General features: G+C 65.4%; 17 protein-coding genes and 1 riboswitch. Of the genes, 7 read left to right on the top strand and 10 right to left on the bottom strand.

The features are described 5' to 3' along the window. Positions 1-15: 15 nt before the first annotated feature. The 9 genes from thrC to coxB all read right to left on the bottom strand — a co-directional run bounded on the left by thrC (position 16) and on the right by coxB (position 8,220). Positions 16-1,431 (bottom strand): threonine synthase, encoded by a 1,416-nt coding sequence (gene thrC / locus J0I42_RS02845; protein WP_291652553.1) that lies wholly within the window; start codon positions 1,429-1,431, stop codon positions 16-18. A 177-nt stretch (positions 1,432-1,608) separates the two neighbouring features. Then, positions 1,609-2,382, bottom strand: a complete 774-nt coding sequence (locus J0I42_RS02840; protein ID WP_291652683.1) for an SURF1 family protein — start codon at positions 2,380-2,382, stop codon at positions 1,609-1,611. 5 nt (positions 2,383-2,387) lie between these two features. Further along, entirely contained in the window at positions 2,388-2,762 is a 375-nt protein-coding gene (locus tag J0I42_RS02835) for a DUF983 domain-containing protein (RefSeq protein WP_291652551.1), read from the bottom strand. A gap of 145 nt (positions 2,763-2,907) precedes the next feature. Continuing rightward, positions 2,908-3,768, bottom strand: coding sequence for a cytochrome c oxidase subunit 3 (locus J0I42_RS02830; protein WP_291652549.1), 861 nt, complete (start codon positions 3,766-3,768; stop codon positions 2,908-2,910). A 53-nt stretch (positions 3,769-3,821) separates the two neighbouring features. Further along, positions 3,822-4,433 (bottom strand): cytochrome c oxidase assembly protein, encoded by a 612-nt coding sequence (locus J0I42_RS02825; protein ID WP_291652547.1) that lies wholly within the window; start codon positions 4,431-4,433, stop codon positions 3,822-3,824. Then, positions 4,433-4,606 carry a hypothetical protein gene (locus J0I42_RS02820; protein WP_291652546.1) on the bottom strand — a complete coding sequence of 58 codons (174 nt, stop codon included), beginning with the start codon at positions 4,604-4,606 and terminating at the stop codon, positions 4,433-4,435. Before J0I42_RS02820 ends, J0I42_RS02825 begins: the two co-directional genes overlap by 1 nt. After that, positions 4,603-5,547 (bottom strand): heme o synthase, encoded by a 945-nt coding sequence (locus J0I42_RS02815; RefSeq protein WP_291652544.1) that lies wholly within the window; start codon positions 5,545-5,547, stop codon positions 4,603-4,605. Before J0I42_RS02815 ends, J0I42_RS02820 begins: the two co-directional genes overlap by 4 nt. A 143-nt stretch (positions 5,548-5,690) precedes the next feature. Next, positions 5,691-7,322 (bottom strand): cytochrome c oxidase subunit I, encoded by a 1,632-nt coding sequence (gene ctaD, locus J0I42_RS02810; RefSeq protein ID WP_291652542.1) that lies wholly within the window; start codon positions 7,320-7,322, stop codon positions 5,691-5,693. Between the two features lie 19 nt (positions 7,323-7,341). Then, positions 7,342-8,220, bottom strand: a complete 879-nt coding sequence (gene coxB / locus J0I42_RS02805; protein WP_465247627.1) for a cytochrome c oxidase subunit II — start codon at positions 8,218-8,220, stop codon at positions 7,342-7,344. 347 nt (positions 8,221-8,567) lie between these two features. Here coxB and J0I42_RS02800 point away from each other — a divergent pair, with 347 nt between their 5' ends. The 7 genes from J0I42_RS02800 (at position 8,568) to J0I42_RS02770 (ending at position 16,024) form a co-directional block, all read left to right on the top strand. Next, positions 8,568-9,074: an invasion associated locus B family protein gene (locus J0I42_RS02800; RefSeq protein WP_291652680.1), complete on the top strand. Its 507-nt coding sequence runs from the start codon at positions 8,568-8,570 to the stop codon at positions 9,072-9,074. Further along, entirely contained in the window at positions 9,071-9,670 is a 600-nt protein-coding gene (locus J0I42_RS02795) for a hypothetical protein (RefSeq protein WP_291652540.1), read from the top strand. The genes J0I42_RS02800 and J0I42_RS02795 overlap by 4 nt, the downstream gene beginning before the upstream one ends. Before the next feature lie 77 nt (positions 9,671-9,747). Continuing rightward, positions 9,748-9,839: riboswitch (glycine riboswitch) on the top strand. A gap of 159 nt (positions 9,840-9,998) precedes the next feature. Continuing rightward, positions 9,999-11,153, top strand: a complete 1,155-nt coding sequence (gcvT, locus tag J0I42_RS02790) for a glycine cleavage system aminomethyltransferase GcvT (protein WP_291652537.1) — start codon at positions 9,999-10,001, stop codon at positions 11,151-11,153. Between the two features lie 36 nt (positions 11,154-11,189). Next, positions 11,190-11,564, top strand: coding sequence for a glycine cleavage system protein GcvH (gcvH, locus tag J0I42_RS02785; RefSeq protein WP_291652535.1), 375 nt, complete (start codon positions 11,190-11,192; stop codon positions 11,562-11,564). Between the two features lie 164 nt (positions 11,565-11,728). After that, the gene (gene gcvPA, locus J0I42_RS02780; protein WP_291652533.1) at positions 11,729-13,069 is read left to right on the top strand and encodes an aminomethyl-transferring glycine dehydrogenase subunit GcvPA; all 1,341 of its coding nucleotides are present in this window, start codon (positions 11,729-11,731) and stop codon (positions 13,067-13,069) included. Then, complete coding sequence (gene gcvPB, locus J0I42_RS02775) at positions 13,069-14,640, top strand: aminomethyl-transferring glycine dehydrogenase subunit GcvPB (protein ID WP_291652530.1); 1,572 nt, start codon at positions 13,069-13,071, stop codon at positions 14,638-14,640. The genes gcvPA and gcvPB overlap by 1 nt, the downstream gene beginning before the upstream one ends. A 124-nt stretch (positions 14,641-14,764) precedes the next feature. Then, on the top strand, positions 14,765-16,024 hold the full coding sequence (locus J0I42_RS02770) for a L,D-transpeptidase family protein (RefSeq protein WP_291652529.1): 1,260 nt from the start codon (positions 14,765-14,767) through the stop codon (positions 16,022-16,024). Positions 16,025-16,044: 20 nt separating this feature from the next. Here the strand turns inward: J0I42_RS02770 and J0I42_RS02765 are convergent, their stop codons facing one another. Beyond that, positions 16,045-16,851: a dienelactone hydrolase family protein gene (locus tag J0I42_RS02765; RefSeq protein ID WP_291652527.1), complete on the bottom strand. Its 807-nt coding sequence runs from the start codon at positions 16,849-16,851 to the stop codon at positions 16,045-16,047. Between the last annotated feature and the right edge of the window lie 30 nt (positions 16,852-16,881).

Raw genomic sequence — 16,881 nt, 5'->3', positions numbered from 1 at the left:
CCGGTGCGGGCGCGCTCACGCTGCCGCTCCACGCACGGCCCGCGCATGCTCGCGCACGAAGCTCTCGACCTTGCCAAGATCGTTCGGCAGCAGCGTCACGCGCTCCTTGCGCTCCATCAGGTCGGCGAGATGGGCAGGCAGCGCCGGTTCGACGCCGCTCGCAGCCTTGACCGCCGCCGGGAATTTGGCGGGATGAGCGGTGCCGAGCACGATCATCGGGGTTGCCGGATCGCGCTTCAGCGCCTGACGCGCCGCGCCGACGCCGATCGCCGTGTGTGGATCGAGCAGGTAGCCGGCCTCGGTCCAGCTCTTCCTGATCTCGGCTGCGATCTCGTCTTCGCTCTGCGAAGCCGCGTCGAACTCACCGCGGATACGCTGGAGCGGTTCAGGCGCGATCTCGAAGCGGCCGGATTGCTGCAGCGACTGCATCAACCTGCGCACGGCAGCCCCGTCACGACCATGGGCTTCGAACAGCAGGCGCTCGAAATTCGAGGAGATCTGGATGTCCATCGAAGGCGATGTCGTCGCCTGGACGCCGCGCATCTCATAGGCGCCGGTTTCCAGCGTGCGCGCCAGGATATCGTTGCTGTTGGTGGCGATACCCAGCCGCTCGATCGGCAACCCCATCTGCTTGGCGACCCAGCCGGCGAGGATGTCGCCGAAATTGCCGGTCGGGACCGTGAAGGACACCTTGCGCCCCGGCCCGCCCAGCGAGACGGCGGCCGTGAAGTAATAGACCACCTGGGCGGCGATGCGCGCCCAATTGATCGAATTGACGCCGGAGAGCCCGATCTCGTCGCGGAAGGCGTGATGGTTGAACATCGCCTTCACGAGATTCTGGCAGTCGTCGAAAGTGCCTTCGACCGCGATGGCATGGACGTTGTCGGCATCGACCGTGGTCATCTGCCGGCGTTGCACGTCCGAGACGCGGCCCTGTGGATAGAGGATGAAGACGTCGACGCTCTTCAGCCTCTTGAAAGCGTCGATCGCTGCGCCGCCGGTATCGCCCGAGGTCGCGCCGACGATGGTGGCGCGCTGGCCGCGCTGGCCGAGAACATGGTCCATCAGGCGCCCGAGCAGCTGCATCGCCACGTCCTTGAAGGCGAGCGTCGGGCCGTGGAACAGCTCCAGCACGAAGAGATTGTCGCCGATCTGCGTCAGCGGGCAGACGGCCGGGTGCCGGAAGCCGGCATAGGCCCCATGGATCATGCCGGAGAGCGCGCGGCTCTCAATATCGCCGTCGGCGAGCGCGCCGAGCACGCGCTCGGCTACGGCCGTATAAGGTTTCCCGGCGAAACCGGCGATCTCCGTCGTTGACAGCGTTGGCCAGCTCTGCGGCAGGTAGAGCCCGCCATCGCGGGCAAGCCCGGTCAGCAATGCGTCGGAAAAGCTGAGCACCGGGGCTTCACCCCGGGTGGAAACATGCAGCACGATCTTAGCCTCGGTGATCTCAGCCTGTTGCTATAGGCTGGTCCGGCGCATTCGGCAAAACCGTTTGACCAACGAGCCCTCATCCAGAGGAGCCGCGTGAAGGGCGTCTTGCAGGCGCTTCCGTTCGCGAGCAAGCCTCTTGGGGCATCCTTCGTGACGCAAGCTGTCGCTCGCTCGTCAGGATGACGGCTTCGCAGCGCTATCCGTGCCCTTCCGTACCTGCCAGGCGAAAGCGGCGAACACGCCGAGCAGGGTCAGCGCCAGCCCGAACCAGGTCAGCGCATATTGCAGGTGGTTGTCCGGAATCCGCGCGATCAGCTCGCGCACATCGACGCCGGCCGGCGGTGTCATGCCGTCGCCTTCGCGGGCGGCCTCCAGATAGAACGGTGCCGGCGGCTGGCCGAGGGAGGCTGCGATCGCGGCGGGATCGCGCGTGTAGAACTCGCGGAGCGCCGGCAGATCCTGCGGGGTGAAGCTGTTGCGGCTCTCCGGCGCCCGCAGGAATCCCTTGATCGTGTCGGGGCCGCTGGCCGGGCTAATCTGGCCAAGTCGCCCTTCCGGCACGAAGCCGCGATTGACGAGGATGATGCCGCCATCCTCCAGCCTGAACGCCTGGAAGATCCAGCGCCCGAAGCCGGAGAGCTGCCGGCTGCCGGGCGGGCCGGCTGCGATCGTGGTGCGCACCCCGGCGATGCGGTCGTCGATATAGCTGCCCTTGGCAACGACATGGGTCAGGTCGAGCGCAGCGGCGTCGAGTTTCGCCCAATCAGCGCTCGGCGGCATCGGCGCCGGGGTTCCCGCTGCCTCCCGCTGCAGGCGGTCCAGATAGGCGTGCTTCTCGCCCATGCGCTCGAGCTGCCAGGCGCCGAGCATGCACAGTACGATCACGCCCGCGATCGTCAGCAGTGCCGGCAGAAGCAGTCCGGGTTTGCGGGAAGCGGGCGTCGCCATCGTCGTCACGGTCTGCGCCTGCCTTCCTCGGCCTTGTGGGCATATTGCAGGGCAACCGCGAGGCCCTTCATCGGCCGGAGCAGGCCGAGGCAGAGCGCGATGGCCAATGGCAGCCACATCATGAGGTGCAGCCAGATCGGCGGCTCATAGGCGATTTCGACATAGAGCGCCGCGCCCAGCACGATGAAGCCGGCGATCAGCATGATGAACACGGCGGGGCCATCCGCCGAATCGGCGAATGAGTAGTCGAGACCGCAGGCATTGCAGCGCGGCTTGAGCTTCAGAAAGCCGTCGAACAGTGCGCCCTCGCCACAGCGCGGGCAGCGCCCGGCCAGCCCTGTCGAATAGGGGGAGGGAGACGTGGGTTCAGGACTGGTCATCGCAGCCTCCCAGAAGATCGACCCGAAAAGTGGAATACGGTTTTCGGGAACGAAGACGTCAAATCAAAGAACCGAAACAGGAAAGGCGGCCTCGCGGCCGCCTTTCGTCAGACGATGACCGCGAGGCGCGGTTGAGAGTGTGGGATCAGTGCCCGGCTGCCGGAGCGCCGGCGCCCCAGACATAGATCGCGGCGAACAGGAACAGCCAGACCACGTCGACGAAGTGCCAGTACCAGGCGGCGAACTCGAAGCCGAGATGCTGCTCCGGCTTGAAGTGGCCGAGATAGGCCCGGTAGAGGCAGACCGCGAGGAAGATCGTGCCGATGAAGACGTGGAAACCGTGGAAGCCCGTCGCCATGAAGAACGTGGCGCCGTAGATGTTGCCGCTGAAGGCGAAGGTGGCGTGCGAATACTCGTAGAGCTGGCAGATCGTGAACAGCACGCCGAGGATCACGGTGAGCCACAGCGCCTGCTTCAGACCGGCGCGATCGTTGTTGATCAGGGCATAATGCGCCCAGGTCACCGTGGTACCCGAGGTCAGCAGGATCAGCGTGTTGAGCAGCGGCAGATGCCAGGGGTCGAAGGTTTCGATGCCCTTGGGCGGCCAGTGTCCGCCGGTGAAGTCGTAACGCAGGTAGTTGATCTGCTCGCCGGCGAAGAGGCTGGCGTCGAAATAGGCCCAGAACCAGGCGACGAAGAACATCACCTCGGAGGCGATGAACATGATCATGCCGTAGCGGTGGTGGAGCTGGACGACGCGGGTGTGGTGGCCTTCCCTTTCGGCCTCGCGCACCACGTCCATCCACCAGGAGAGCATGGTGTAGAGCACGCCGAGCAGGCCGACGCCGAACACCAGCGGGCCGATATGCATGCCGCCGATCGGCAGCGTCTTCATCCACATCACTGCGCCGATCGCCATGATCGTCGCGCTCGCTGCGCCGACGAGCGGCCACGGGCTCGGATCGACGAGGTGGTAGTCGTGGTGCTTCGTATGGGCCCCGGCCATCTTGTTCAGTCTCCGCGTACGGCTTTTTGTCCGCGCCTCTGCTCTAGCGCGTTCTACAGTTTCGAATTGCCCGCGTCACCCTTGACGGGGCCGGCCTTGCCTTCCGCGACGGGCTGGCCCGACTTGGAGGCGAAATAGGTGTACGACAGCGTAATGGCGTGGACCCCGTCGAGCTCGCGATTTTCGGCGATTTCGGGGTCGATATAGAACACCACCGGCGCTTCGAAGCTCTCGCCGGGCTTCAACGTGTGCTCGGTGAAGCAGAAGCATTGGATCTTGACGAAATAGGCGGCGCCCTTCTCGGGAGCGACATTGTAGGTCGCGATGCCCGTCACGGTGCGGTCGGAGCGATTCGTCATCTTGTAGAACACGGTCTGGGTCGCGCCGACCTGGACCTTGATCTCGGGACTTTCTGCCTCGAACTTCCAGCCCAGTCCCGGTGCGACATTGGCGTCGAAACGCACGGACATGGTCCGGTCGAGAATCTTGCCGGTACCGGCCGTTCCGACCAAGGGCCGGCCGCCGAAGCCGGTCACCCTGCAGAACAGATCGTAGAGCGGAACCGCGGCGAAGGAGGCTCCGAGCATGCCGAAGGCGACGCCGACACAGATGAGGGCGGTGCGCGCCGGATTGCCTCTCGGCCTCTGGGGAGCAGCGTTCGTCATCACAGCGGCCGGTTCAGGACCGCGGGGCCGATCTTCACCAGCGTCACCGCGAAAAAGAAGATCACGAGTCCGCCCAGCACAAGCGCCAACGCGATGGAGCGGCGGCGGCGGCGTGCCAGGTCTTCAGGCGAGAACGGGGGAGGAGCGGGTTGCCGCGGATGCTGCTCGCTCATCCCAGCACCTTGGGCAGCGCCCACATCAGCCCGAAGCCGTTCTCGACGATCAGCACGGCGAAGAGCAGGAACAGATAAAGGATCGAGAAGCCGAACAGTGACCAGCACGCCTTGATCGCGGGCGGACCTTCACTGCGCAGCCAGACCCGCAGCGAGAGCCAGACCATCGCGAGCCCGGTCGTCACGGACACGACGAGATAGAGCAGGCCACCGAAGCCCATCAGCGCGGGCAGAACGGCGACGGGCGCCATGATCAGCGAATAGAGCACGATCTGCCGGCGGGTCGCGGCTGGGCCGGCGACATTCGGCATCATCGGAACGCCGGCACGCGCGTAGTCGTCGGACTTGACCAGCGCCAGCGCCCAGAAATGCGGTGGGGTCCACAGGAAGATGATCGCGAACAGGACCAGCGAGTGCCAGCCGAAATCGCCGGTCACGACGGCTTCGCCGATCATCGGCGGGAATGCGCCTGCGGCGCCGCCGATCACGATGTTCTGCGGCGTCCAGCGCTTCAGCCACATCGAATAGACGACAGCATAGAAGAAGATGGTGAAGGCGAGCATCGCTGCGGCGAGCGCGTTGGCAATGAGACCCAGAACCAGGACCGAGCCGATCGACAGGGTCAGCCCGAATGCCAGCGCCTCCGATGGCAGGATCCGGCCCGACGGGATCGGCCGTTTGGCGGTCCGGCTCATCAGCACGTCGATATCGGCGTCGTACCACATGTTGAGGCAACCCGACGCGCCGGCGCCGACCGCGATCGCGATAAGCGCCGCAAGGCCGAGAACAGGATGCACCGAGCCCGGCGCGGTAACCATCCCGGTCAGCGCCGTTACGATCACCAGCGACATCACGCGTGGCTTCAGCAGCGCAAAGAAATCGCGCGCTTCGCCGGTGGAGACCGTCAGGCTATCGGTGCGGGTTTCGAACGCAGCAGACATCAGTCGGATCGTCTTCGTACTCTTGTGAGCGGCGCCCGTGGGCGCAGGTTGGTCGCGGCGATGTTGCCGCCCGTCTCCGGAACGCCCCTCGGGCGCTCGGGGGAAGGGCGGCGGCGGACCGGTGAGGCCCGCCGCCTGTAGTCTTAGTGGTCCGAGCCGGTGATGCGCGGCAGCGTCTCGAACTGGTGGAAGGGCGGCGGGGAGGACAGCGTCCACTCCAGCGTCGTCGCGCCTTCGCCCCACGGATTGTCACCGGCGAGCTGCTTCTTCGTGAAGGCGACGATGAGGCCGTAGAAGAACACCAGCAGGCCGAAGGCGAAGATGTAGGAGCCGATCGACGACCAGAAATGCCATCCCGCGAAGGCGTCCGGATAGTCCACATAGTGACGCGGCATGCCGGCGAGCCCGAGGAAGTGCTGCGGGAAGAACAGCAGGTTCGCGCCGATGAAGGCGATCCAGAAATGCAGCCGGCCGATCCAGTCCGGCATCACATAGCCGCTCATCTTCGGGAACCAGTAGTAGAAGCCCGCGAAGATGCCGAACACGGCGCCGAGCGACAGCACGTAGTGGAAGTGCGCGACGACGTAATAGGTGGCGTGCAGCGAGCGATCGACACCGGCATTGGCCAGCACCACGCCGGTCACGCCGCCGACCGTGAACATGAAGATGAAGCCCATCGCCCAGATCATCGGTGCGGTGAAGCGGATCGAGCCGCCCCACATCGTCGCGATCCAGGAGAAGATCTTGATGCCGGTCGGCACTGCGATCACCATCGTCGCGAACACGAAATAGCGCTGTGTGTTGAGCGACAGCCCGGCGGTGTACATGTGGTGTGCCCACACGATGAAGCCGACGACGCCGATCGCGACCATGGCGTAGGCCATGCCGAGATAGCCGAAGATCGGCTTCTTCGAGAAGGTCGAGATGATGTGGCTGATGATGCCGAAGGCCGGCAGAATCATGATGTACACTTCGGGGTGGCCGAAGAACCAGAACAGGTGCTGGTAGAGGATCGGATCGCCGCCGCCGGCGGGATCGAAGAAGGTCGTGCCGAAGTTACGATCCGTCAGCAGCATGGTGATGGCGCCCGCCAGAACCGGGAGCGACAGCAGCAGCAGGAAGGCGGTGACCAGCACGCCCCAGGCGAACAGAGGCATGCGGTGCATGGTCATGCCCGGCGCCCGCATGTTCAGGATCGTGGTGATGAAGTTGATCGCGCCCAGGATCGACGAAGCGCCGGCCAGGTGGAGCGAGAGAATGCCGAAATCGACGGACGGACCGGGGTGGCCGGTCGTGGAGAACGGCGGATAGATCGTCCAGCCCGTGCCGGCGCCCATGGCTCCGGGCGCGCCCTCCATGAACATCGAGATGACCATCAGGACGAAAGCCGCGACGAGCAGCCAGAACGAGATGTTGTTCATGCGCGGGAAGGCCATGTCCGGCGCGCCGATCATCAGCGGCACGAACCAGTTGCCGAAGCCGCCGATCACCGCGGGCATGACCATGAAGAAGATCATGATCAGGCCGTGGCTGGTGACGAAGACGTTGTAGCTCTGGCCGTTGGCGAAGATCTGCAGGCCGGGCTCCTGCAGCTCGATGCGCATCATGATCGAGAGGAAGCCGCCGACGAGGCCCGCCATGATCGAGAAGATCAGGTAGAGCGTGCCGATATCCTTGTGGTTGGTGGACAGGAGCCACCGGCGCCATCCGGTCGGGTGGTCGTGATGGGCCTCATCATGACCGTGGCCCTGAGCGTGCTGAGCCGCTGTTGCCATCGTTCTTCTCCTCGGCGACTTACTTGGACGCAGCGGCGAGCTTGCTGCCCGCGTCTTCTGCATTGGCGAATTTCTGCTTAGCTTCCGCGAGCCAGGCGGCATAACGCTCTTGGCTGACGACACGGAAGGCTATCGGCATATAGGCGTGATTCTGGCCGCAGACGAACGAGCACTGGCCGTAGTAGATGCCCTCGCGCTCGGCCTTGAACCAGGTCTCGTTCAGGCGCCCGGGGACGGCATCGATCTTGATGCCGAAGGACGGCACCGTGAATTTGTGGATGACGTCGGCGCCGGTCACCTGCACGCGGACGATCTTGCCGACCGGCACGATCGCCTCGTTGTCGACCGCGAGCAGACGCGGGGCCTCGGCGGCGGCGATCTTGTTGCTGGCGATCGCCTCTGCGCGCTGCTTCTCGTCGAGCATCAGCGAATCGAAGCCGAAATTGCCGCCTTCCTGCGCATACTCATAAGACCAGTACCACTGCTTGCCGGTGACCTTCAGGGTCATGTCGGCCTGCGGGACTTCGAGCTGGAGCTTGAGGAGGCGGAAGGACGGAACCGCGACGACGACGAGGATCAGCACCGGAATCACGGTCCAGCACACTTCGAGCAAGGCGTTGTGCGTGGTCTTCGAAGCAACCGGGTTCGCCTTTTCGTTGAACCGGAAAACGACGTAGAGCATCAGAGCCAGCACCAGGAGCGTGACCACGCTGATGATGACGTTGAGCCAGTCGCTGAACCAGCGGATGAACTCAGCGACGGGAGTGACCGCTCCCTGCAGGTTCATCTGCCAGTCGGAGGGCATGCCGGTGCCGGCGAGAGCCGGTACAGTCGCCAGCGCGGTGACGGCAAGGGCCGTGGCGGCCGCTGTTGCAAAGGTCCTGCTCAGAAGTTGCATCGATCCGACATGCTCCTCAATCGACTTGCGAGGGAGCCGACCGGCTTTGCCCCACGCATGAAGGGGCGACCGCGAAGTCGCCTCATTCTTTGAGATTGCGATAGATCAAAGATCGCGCTTGCGCCAGTGGGACAATGAAGACTGCCCCCAACGACCGTGCGGCATAATCGCGCGAGTCCTCGATGCAACGCCGAACCGTCATGCCGCCTTGACAGGACCGGACCTGCGTGGTCCCAACGCGTTTTATGTTGAAGGGTGGCGGGTTTCTCTGGCGCGGTCGGCGTTTTGCCTGAATTCTGCGCTCCTGCTGCGGTGGCAAGTCCGGTTTGGAAGGGATGGCAGGGATGATGAGGATCATCGGAGCGCTCGGTGCCCTGGCGCTGGCGCTCATGGGGACGAGCCTCGCCGCCGGCTCCGCTTTCGCGCAGGGCGCGGTGCGCTCCACACATGGCGACTGGCAGATGCGCTGCGAGGTTCCCCCGGGTGCCAAGGCGGAGCAATGCGCGCTTGTTCAGAACGTCGCGGCGGAGGACCGCCCCAATCTGACGCTTCTCGTCATCGTGCTGAAGACGGCGGACCAGAAGAGCCGGCTCCTGCGCGTCGTCGCTCCGCTCGGCGTGCTGCTGCCCTCGGGACTGGGTCTCAAGATCGACGACAAGGATATCGGCCGCGCGGGCTTCGTGCGCTGCCTGACCACCGGTTGCGTGGCGGAGGTCGTCATGGACGATACCCTGCTTGGCCAGCTCAAGGGCGGCAAGAGCGCGACTTTCATCGTATTCCAGACGCCGGAAGAGGGGGTTGGCGTGCCCATCTCCCTCAATGGCTTCGGCCCGGGCGTGGAGGCGCTGCCGTGATCGACCAAACTCTTCGTCAGGGCCGCTGGCTCGCATTGCCGCTGCTGTGCCTCGGCCTTGCCGGCTGCGGCTCCGGCTCGTCGTCATCGGCTGGCAATACCGCGCTCAATGTCATCATGTTTCAGTCGACGACGCCTCCGCCGGCGGATCAGTTGCCGAAGGATGACGAGGAGGATCCGCTGATCTGTCCGGATGTCATCGTCTCCGATGGCGGGGCTGCGATCCGCGCCCAGTCCGGGCAGGATTCGAGCGGCCTGCGCTACCAGATCTCCATCTCCAACGTCGCGCGTCAGTGCACGGCGATCGGAAATGGTAGCTTCCGCCTGAAGGTCGGCGTCGAGGGCAGGGTGCTGCTCGGCCCGGCCGGCAGTCCGGGCAATTATGGTGCGACCCTTGTCACCACCGTGACCCGGGCGAACAACGTCGTCGGCAAGCGCAGCGCGCGTGTCGGGGCGGCGATTCCGTCTGGCCAGAGCGGCGCCGATTTCACCCATGTCGAGGATGGCATCGTGGTGCCGGCCGGCAAGGGGGATGTCGAGATCTTCGTCGGTCTGGGCGGTGGCGGCGCTGCCGCGCCGGCGCGTCGGCGTCGCTGACAAGGCCGGCTTTGCCGTGAAAGACGGTGGCGCGCCGATTGACTAAGCCGGCGCGTCTTGTATCTGTGCCGAAGCCGCATATCCCCGCGGGAGAGACCGGGCTCCGAGCCCGGCGCCGAAGGCGCAACCGCCCCGGAAACGCTCAGGCAAAAAGGGCCGCTGGGGATTTGGCGCTCTGGAAAGCGGCGGGCAGTGATGCCCGCCCACCGACGGGTGTAACTTGTCCGGCTATGGCCGGACGGGGAAATCTCTCAGGTGCCGAGACAGAGGGGGCGCGTTCCGGACACCATCGTCCGGGGCTTGCGCTCGATTCTGGAAGGGGCATGCCATGGCTGCCGAGGCCAATACCGATACCGCCGGCGCTGTCGCGCCGTTGAAGACCCCACTGCATGCGCGCCATGTCGCGCTGGGCGCCCGCATGGTGCCCTTCGCCGGTTACGACATGCCGGTTCAGTACCCGACCGGCATCCTGACCGAGCATAATTGGACGCGCGAGAAGGCCGGCCTCTTCGACGTCTCGCATATGGGGCAGGCTTTCCTGGTCGGCCCCGACCACGAGACTACGGCCAGGGCACTGGAGGCGTTGGTTCCTGCCGATATCGTCAACCTTGCTCCGGGAAAGCAGCGTTATTCGCAGCTTCTCAACGAGGAGGGCGGCATCCTCGACGATCTGATGGTGACGCGCTCGATCGATCCCGATGAGGATGGCGCGCTCTATCTCGTCGTCAACGCTGCCTGCAAGGAAGCCGATTATCCCCATATCGAGGCGCGCCTGCCGTCGAATGTGAAGCTCGTCCGTGCCGAGCATCGCGGCCTCGTCGCGCTGCAGGGGCCTGGCGCGGCGGCTGCGCTCGCGGCCATCGCCCCCGAAGCGGCCGAGATGGGCTTCATGACCTCTCGCACCATGAAGGTCGCGGGCATCAAGGCCAATGTCAGCCGCGCCGGCTATACCGGGGAGGACGGCTTCGAGATTTCCGCTGCCGCCAGCAAGATCGGCGAGATTTGGGACACGCTGCTGCTGGATGGGAATGTCAAGCCGATCGGGCTTGGTGCCCGCGATTCGCTGCGCCTCGAAGCTGGCCTGTGTCTCTATGGGCATGACATCGACACGACGACCTCCCCCATCGAGGCCGGATTGAACTGGTCGATCCAGAAGCGCCGTCGAGAGGAGGGCGGTTTCCCGGGCGCCGCGCGCATCCAGCGCGAGCTGACGGAGGGCACGGCGCGCGTCCGCGTCGGCCTCAAGCCGGAAGGGCGCGCGCCTGCTCGCGAGGGCACCGAGATCGCGACGCCCGAGGGTGAGGTGATCGGCGTCGTGACGTCCGGCGGCTTCGGTCCGACGCTGAACGGACCCTGTGCCATGGGCTATGTCGCCAAGGCTCATTCCGCACCGGGCACGCAGCTCAACCTCATCGTGCGCGGCAAGCCGCTGCCAGCCGTCATCGCGACGATGCCCTTCGTGCCGCACGGCTACAAGCGCTGAACCCCTTTTCCAGACAACCGACGCCAGGAGGAACCCATGGCCGAGACCCGTTACAGCAAGGACCACGAATATATCCGCATCGAGGGTGACGTCGGCACCGTCGGCATCTCCGACTACGCCCAGTCCCAGCTCGGCGACGTCGTCTTCGTCGAGCTGCCGACTGTGGGCAAGGCGCTGGCCAAGGGCAGCGAGGCTGCCGTGGTCGAAAGCGTCAAGGCCGCTTCCGAAGTCTATGCCCCGGTTTCCGGCGAGGTCGTCGAGGTCAATGGCGAGCTCGAAGCCGCGCCGGGCACCGTCAACGAGGATCCGGCCGGCAAGGGCTGGTTCCTGAAGATCAGGATCAAGGACGCGGCCGAGCTCGACGCGCTCATGGGCGAGGCCGAGTACCAGGACTACGTCAAGACGCTCTGAGCGGGTGTCATCCCGCACGCGCTGCGGCATGTGAATGCCGCCGTGCAGATGCGGGACCGCCTTCCGAAAGAAGCGCCTTCTCGTCGCACGCTCCCGTGTCTGCGCCGCATCGCTCAAGCGCTGCGGCGCAGACACGGGATGACACCCCGAAACGGAATCACCCCATGCGCTATCTCCCGCTCACCGATACCGACCGCGAGGACATGCTCGCGCGGATCGGCGTCTCCGATGTCGACGCGCTGTTCAGCGACGTGCCGGCCGGAAAGCTGCTCAAGGCCCCGGTCGATCTGCCCCGCGCCAGGGGCGAGCTCGAGGTCGAGCGCATCCTCGGCAAGATGGCCGGCAAGAACACCGCCGCCTCGGCCGTGCCCTTCTTCGTCGGCGCCGGCGCCTACAAGCACCATGTCCCGGCGACGGTCGATCACCTGATCCAGCGCTCGGAATTCCTGACCAGCTACACGCCCTACCAGCCCGAGATCGCGCAGGGCACGCTGCAATATCTCTTCGAGTTCCAGACCCAGGTCGCCGCGCTGACCGGCATGGAGGTCGCCAACGCCTCGATGTATGACGGCTCGACCGGTACCGGCGAGGCGGTGCTGATGGCGCATCGCGTCACCAGGCGCCGCAAGGCCGTGCTCTCCGGCGGCCTGCACCCGCATTACACCGCGGTCGTCGAGACCCTCTCCGAGATGGCCAATGACGAGGTCGTGGCGCTGAAGCCCGACGTTTCGGCCAGCGAGGACATCCTCTCGCAGATCGACGACAGCACCTCCTGCGTCGTGGTCCAGTCGCCGGACGTGTTCGGCAACCTGCGAGACCTGAAGCCGATCGCCGAGAAGGCCCATGCCCATGGTGCCCTCCTGATCGCGGTCTTCACCGAAGTCGTCTCGCTCGGCGCCGTCGTGCCCCCGGGCGCGCAGGATGCCGATATCGTCGTCGGCGAAGGCCAGTCGATCGGCAACGCCTTGAACTTCGGCGGCCCGTATGTCGGCCTCTTTGCCGCCAAGTCGAAATATATCCGCCAGATGCCGGGCCGGCTCTGCGGCGAGACGGTCGATTCGGCCGGCCAGCGCGGCTTCGTGCTGACGCTCTCGACCCGCGAGCAGCATATCCGCCGCGACAAGGCGACCTCGAACATCTGCACCAATTCCGGCCTCTGCGTGCTGGCCTTCACCATCCACATGACGCTGCTTGGCCAGACCGGCCTCGCCCGTCTCGCCGAGGTGAACCACGCCAATGCCGTGAAGCTCGCCGACGCGCTCGCGGGCGTCGAAGGCGTGACTGTCCTCAACGACAGCTTCTTCAACGAGTTCACCGTGAAGCTGAAGAAGCCGGCCGCCGAGGTCGTCGAGGTGCTGGCTGCGAAGGGCATCCTGGCCGGTGTCCCCGTCTCGCGGCTCCTGCCCAAGGCCGGGCTGGACGATCTGCTGATCATCGCCTCGACCGAGGTGAATACCGATGAAGACCGGGCGGCCCTCGTGGCGGCGCTCGTGGAGGTGCTGTGATGCTGAACCGTCAGGGACGTCCCACCCAGGCCGGCGAGGCCTCTCACGCCGAACACGCCACTTTTACCGGCAACAAGGCGCTGCAGCAGATCGAGCCGCTGATCTTCGAGATCGGTCATCACGAGGCGACCGGCGTCGATATCGACAAGCCCGCACCGTTCAAGTCGCGCCTCGGTAAACACGCTCGCCAGGGCGAGATCGGCCTGCCCGGCCTCTCCGAGCCCGAGACCATGCGCCACTACGTGCGCCTCAGCCAGAAGAATTACGGCATCGATACCGGGCTCTTCCCGCTCGGTTCCTGCACGATGAAGCATAATGCCCGCCTCAACGAGAAGATGGCGCGCTTGCCGGGCTTCTCGGACGTGCACCCGCTCCAGCCGGTCTCGACCGTGCCCGGCGCCCTTGACCTGATGCTGGAGCTCGCCCGCTACCTGATGACGCTGACCGGAATGCCGGCCGTCGCTCTCAGCCCCAAGGCGGGCGCCCATGGCGAGGCCTGCGGCATGATGGCGATCAAGGCCGCGATTGCAGCCAAGGGCGAGGGCGCGACCCGCAACGTCGTGCTCGTCCCCGAATCGGCCCACGGCACCAACCCGGCCACGGCTGCCCTGATTGGCTTCTCGGTGAAGGCGGTTCCGGCCCGTCCGGACGGCACCGTCGCGGTTGAGGATGTCAAGGCGCTGCTCGGGCCGGACATCGCCGCGATCATGCTGACCAACCCGAACACCTGCGGCATCTTCGAGCCTCAGATCGTCGAGATCGCCGCGGCGATGCATGAAGCGGGCGCCTATTTCTACTGCGACGGCGCCAATTTCAACGCCATCGTCGGCAAGGCTCGGCCTGGCGATCTCGGCGTCGATGCCATGCATATCAACCTGCACAAGACCTTCTCGACGCCGCATGGCGGCGGCGGTCCCGGTGCGGGCCCGGTCGTGCTCTCCGAGCGTCTGGCGCCCTTTGCGCCGGTCCCCTTCATCCATGTCGAGAATGGCAAGCCGCATCTGATCGAGTCGCGCGGTGAGGCGCCGAAGGGCAACCAGCCCTTCGGTCGCATGACCGCCTTCCACGGCCAGATGGGCATGTATGTCCGCGCGCTCGCCTATATGCTCAGCCACGGCTCGGACGGCATGCGCCAGGCCTCCGAGGATGCGGTGTTGAACGCGAACTACATCCGCGCCGGCCTCGCCGACCTGATGTCGCTGCCCTTCCCGGACCATCCGTCGATGCACGAAGTGCTGTTCGACGACGAATGGCTCAAGGGCACGGGCGTCTCGACGCTCGATTTCGCCAAGGCAATGATCGACGAGGGCTACCATCCGATGACGGTGTATTTCCCGCTCGTCGTCCATGGGGCCATGCTGATCGAGCCGACCGAGTCGGAGTCGAAGGCGGCGCTCGACCTCTTCATCGCGACGCTGCGCGACCTCGCCATCGCGGCCAAGGGCAATGACAAGGAGCGCTTCACCAGCGCCCCGCATCACGCCCCGATCCGTCGCCTCGACGAGACACGCGCCGCCCGTTCGCCGGTCCTGAAATGGGAAAAGCCGGCTTCTGCGCAGGCGGCGGAATGAGATGCCCCCACCATGCTGACGGCCTTCGTCAGCATGGTGAAGGGTGTCGATCGCTTCTTAAGCATTCCTTGACCATGTCGCGGAATGATCCCCCGGTGCCGCTCTCTGTGGCCCGGGGGTTTTTATGTCTGCGCGTCCCTCCATCCTCGCTCTTGCGGCCGCTGCTTTGCTGGCCTCGACGGCGCTCGTGGGTGCCAATGAGCCGAGCTATGGCCCGAACACCTATGACCGCACGCTCGAGGCACTGATCACCCATGAGGATGTCGCCAATCGCGGCGGCTGGCCCAAGGTGCCGCCGGGCGTCACGTCGCTGAAGCCGGATTCGCAAGGCGCCGATGTCGTGGCGCTGAAGCAGCGCCTGCTCGCCAGCGGCGATCTTGCGCCCGAGACCATGCCCGGCGACGTCTATGACGCCAATGTGGTCGAAGGCGTGAAACGCTTTCAGCGCCGCCATGGTTTGTCGGATCTCGGCACGGTCGGCCGCCTGACCCTCAAGGCGATGAACACGCCGGTGGAATCGCGCCTGAACCAGCTCACTGCGACGCTGGAGCGTCTCAAGGGCAACGGCTTCAACTTCGCCAGCCGCTATGTCGTGGTGAACATCCCCGGCGCCAGCGTCGAAGCGGTCGAAAACGGCACGGTCGCCCAGCGCCATCTCGCCATCGTCGGTCGGCCGGACCGTCCCTCGCCGGTGATTCAGGCGAACATCACCTCGGTCAACCTGAATCCGTACTGGACGGTGCCGACGTCGATCGTGAAAGCCGACATCATTCCGCATATGCGCAAGGATCCCGGCTTCATCGCCAAGTCCAATATGAAACTGCTCGGTGCGGAGAATAAGGAAATCGACCCGGCGAGCGTCAACTGGGCGACCCTGAAGAATCCCTATTTCTATGTGCGTCAGGAGCCGGGGCCGACCAATTCGCTCGGCCAGATGAAAATCGACATGCCCAACGGCGATGCGGTCTACATGCACGACACGCCGAAGAAGACGCTGTTCCGCAACGACGTGCGCTTCAATTCCTCCGGCTGCGCCCGCATCGAGGGCGTCCGCGACCTCGGGGCCTGGTTACTCGAAGGCTCGGAATGGAACCGCCAGTCGATCGAGGACGAGATCGCCAAGGGCGAGCGCAAGAACATCACGCTGAAGAAGTCGGTTCCGGTCGCCTGGGTCTATCTCACCGGCTGGCAGGGCGCCGACGGGCAGGTCCAGTTCCGCGACGACATCTATGGCCTCGACACGCCGCAGGGCATCGTCACCTCGACGATCCAGGCGCGCAAGCCAAAGCCGAAGGCGGCTGTCGTGCCGCCGGCAAGGCCTGCTGCTGCGCCGGTGGCGGCTGCCGGCAATCCGGCCGCCCCGACGGCGACCGCCAGTAACTGAGGGCTCTGATAGGAGCAGCCTCAAGGTTTCCTCAGGATCGCCATCACCGCGTCGATCGCCTCGGCGCGGGCCTTCGGGTCGCTGCCGATCGTGACCAGTCCGTCGTCACGCTGCGAATAGGCCGCCTTGCGTTCGCGTAGCGGCAAGTTGGGATGATCGAAATCATGATAGGCGCCGGGAAAGCCGACGAAACGGGCGCCGCCGCTGCGGGCTAGCTCTTCGCAGGGCGCAGCCGGCGTCCAGTCATCGGCCAGACCCTGGAAGATCGCGGTATCGGTCTGCGCCTGCCAGCCGCGCTTCAGGATGACGCGGCAGCCGGGATAGAAGGCAATGACATGGCGCAGGCGTTTCGCTTCGGGCGCAGCCGCGACGCGCAGCGCCGTCGAGCCACCATTCGACCAGCCGATCAGGGCGATGCGCTGCCTCAAGGCGAAGTCCTGCTTCTCCAGCCAGTCTATGGCGGCGAAGGCATCGCGGGCACGTCCGGCCGGCGTCAGCGCGCGCACACGGTCGTTGCACAGGGCCTTGATCCCGCGTGATCCGAAACTGTCGACGAGAAGCACGGCATAGCCGGCCGCGTTGAAGCGCTGTGCCCAGTCGCTCTCTCGGGCATTGATCTCCCCCGAGCGCCGATAAAGCCCGGCGCAGCCGTGAAGGCCGATGACGGCCGGGAAGGGACCTCCTCCTGCAGGGCGTGCCAGCCAACCCACGAGGTCACGCGAATCGTGCGACGGGAAGCTCACCTTCTCGAACGCGCTTGCGGCAGTGGTCGCCGCTACGAACGTCAGGAGCGTGATGGCGAGCACGCGGGCGCGGCGACCGATCATTCCGAAACTCCATGGCTTGCAGGCACGCGA

This window comes from Allobosea sp. (genome assembly GCF_017308015.1).
Lineage (GTDB): Bacteria > Pseudomonadota > Alphaproteobacteria > Rhizobiales > Beijerinckiaceae > Allobosea.
This window is presented reverse-complemented; position numbering and strand designations above follow the sequence as displayed.